This window comes from Klebsiella sp. 10982, assembly GCF_048589245.1.
Taxonomy (GTDB): domain Bacteria; phylum Pseudomonadota; class Gammaproteobacteria; order Enterobacterales; family Enterobacteriaceae; genus Klebsiella; species Klebsiella quasivariicola.
This window is the reverse complement of the sequence record NZ_JBMAXV010000100.1, coordinates 1-2,640: the sequence shown is the minus strand read 5'-3', so window position 1 is coordinate 2,640 and position 2,640 is coordinate 1. Positions and strand designations below refer to the sequence as shown.

Below are 2,640 nucleotides of genomic sequence, written 5' to 3'. Positions count from 1 at the left end.
TACTACGTGGAATAAAGATAGTTATGATGATGATAGCAATGGCAAATGGGATACTATTTATACCTATGCTGAACGAAATATTATTTCACTTAAAAGCGTATTAACATTAGGTGAAAGCACTTCAGATGCTGATATTTTTGATAGTGTGCCATATCGTGGTGCGCAATTAAACTCAGACGATTACATGGATGCGGAAAGTATCCAGGGATATGCACCTGTAGTACGAGGGATTGCGAAAAGTAACGCAAAAGTTATTATTAAACAAAGTGGATATATTATTTACCAATCTTTCGTTCCTCCAGGAGCCTTTGAGATCACCGATCTGTATTCAACAGGTGGCAATGGAGACCTCAATGTCACTATCGAAGAAGCGGACGGAACTCAACAGAATTTTGTTGTAGCTTATGCTTCACTTCCCGTATTGCGTCGTGAAGGTAGTTTAAAATACAGCATTACATCAGGACAATACCGCTCCTCTGACGGTAGCGTTGACTATACTCCGTTTTCACAAGCAACGGCCAGCTACGGTTTACCATACAACACCACCCTATACGGGGGATTCCAAGCTGCTTCAAAATATCAATCAGTGGCCATTGGCGTCGGTAACAACCTGGGTGTACTTGGTGCTGTTTCTTTAGACGTAACACAGGCCTGGTCGACGAAGCAAGATCAAGATAAGATATCGGGCCAATCTGTGCGTATACGCTACAGCAAAAACCTGAACGATATAGGCACAAATATAGCGATTGCAGGCTATCGTTACTCAACGAGCGGCTTTAATACCCTTTCAGATGTTCTTGAAACATATCGTGATGACTATAAATACTATTACAACGATCGCGTTAAAAATAGAACTGAAATTACCGTAAGCCAAAGCCTCGGTGATAAGTTAGGCTATTTTAACATCGGTGGTGTAATGGAGGATTACTGGAATCAGCGTCGCAGGAATAACTCATTTAACGTAGGTTACAGCAATAGCTGGAGCGGTATTACGTATAATTTAAACTACTCCCATTCTCGCTCCTCAACTGACTATGAGGGCTACGGAAGGAATTATTCCACTGATAATATATTTTCATTCAACGTCAATATTCCTCTCGATATTTGGATGCCGAATACTTGGGTAACCTATGGCTTGAATAATAGCGATCCTGGTTCAACCAGTAATAGTGTCGGTTTATCCGGGCTTGCGTTGGCAGATAATAATCTGAGCTGGAACTTACAACAGCAATACGATAATCGAGACTTCAGCAGTGGTAATGCTGGCGTCGACTATAAGGGTAGCTATGGTGAAATTTACGGTAGCTACAACTATGATCATGAGTGGCAACGCCTTAATTATGGTATTAACGGTGGTGTAATTGTGCATCGCAATGGTATTACAGCTGGACAATCTTTTAGTGATACAAGTGCTCTTGTAAAAGCGCCCGGAGTGACCGGTACTCGTGTTATTGGAAATACCGGTGTAAAAACAGACTACCGTGGCTATGCGATAGTTCCAAATATTACGATGTATCGCAGAAATGATGTTGTTCTTGATACAGAAACAATGCCTGAAGACGTTGATTTAGATACAACGACTGCTACAGTGGTACCAACACGTGGAGCTATAGTATTAGCTCAATACACAGGTAAAAAAGGGATCAGGGCTATGTTTCGTCTAATTGATACCAATAATAAGCCAGTCCCATTTGGTGCTATGGTAAACAGCGTTGCAGAGACGTCACAAGAAGTTCGTAATGGTATCGTCAGTGATAATGGTCAGGTTTATATGGCTGGTTTGCCTTTGGAAGGGGCACTATCAGTTCAGTGGGGTAAAAAGGCTTCTCAGCAGTGTCGTGCAAATTATCAATTTTCGGATGCTGAAAAAACAAGCGGTATTCAACAAAGTCAACTTGTGTGCCACTACTAACGAAAGAAGGACCTGACTATGTATAAAATTATGGTGGCTATTATCACCACCTTTATCGGTATCTATAGTTCGCAGTGCTTAGCTGCTGCGACTGGCTGTGTTGTGTTGGACGGCAAGACGTATACTTTAAATTTGTCTTCAATAGCTATCGATCCAGATGCCGAGGTTGGTGCAACTCTCTATACAGCTCGCCTCGATACAGAAGGCCCAAAGATAACCTGTCCTTTAAACTCAGGAAGAGGTAAATATACCTCTAAAATGCTTGGCTCTTTCCAGACATTAGTGAGCTCGAATGTTTATGGTAATATTTATGCCTCAGGTATTGATGGTATCGGTATTCAAATACGAGATCTTGTACAATCTTCAAAAGCCGTCCCTTATTCAGCGTCTATGACTTCTGGCGACTTATTATATTGGTCTACCGATAAAAAAACGGTCATTAGCTTCATTAAAACAGGCACTGTCGGTCAAGGAACGACGAATTATGGTCTCGCGGCCCAGTTTAATGTTGATGACTGGGTTGTAGCAAAAATATCTATTAAAGCAAAAATTTCCTGGATTACTAAAAGCTGCGTAACCGACCCTAGTTCACGAATTCAAAATATTCAGCTTGGTAATCACCTTGCTTCTTCATTTACGTCTGTTGGAAGCACGTCTACGGATACCAAGTTCTCCGTTAAGCTTAATTGTCAAAAGGATGCTAATGCTGTCTACGTTTCTGGTAATGG

At 41.4% G+C, this 2,640-nt stretch carries 2 protein-coding genes; both read left to right on the top strand.

Annotated elements, in window-relative coordinates; genetic code table 11:
- The coding region (locus tag ACKLKD_RS27675; protein ID WP_420062005.1) for a fimbria/pilus outer membrane usher protein at positions 1-1,912 on the top strand (1,912 nt) is incomplete at its 5' end.
- 18 nt (positions 1,913-1,930) lie between these two features.
- On the top strand, positions 1,931-2,640 hold a 710-nt coding region (locus tag ACKLKD_RS27670; RefSeq protein WP_420062004.1), incomplete at its 3' end, for a hypothetical protein.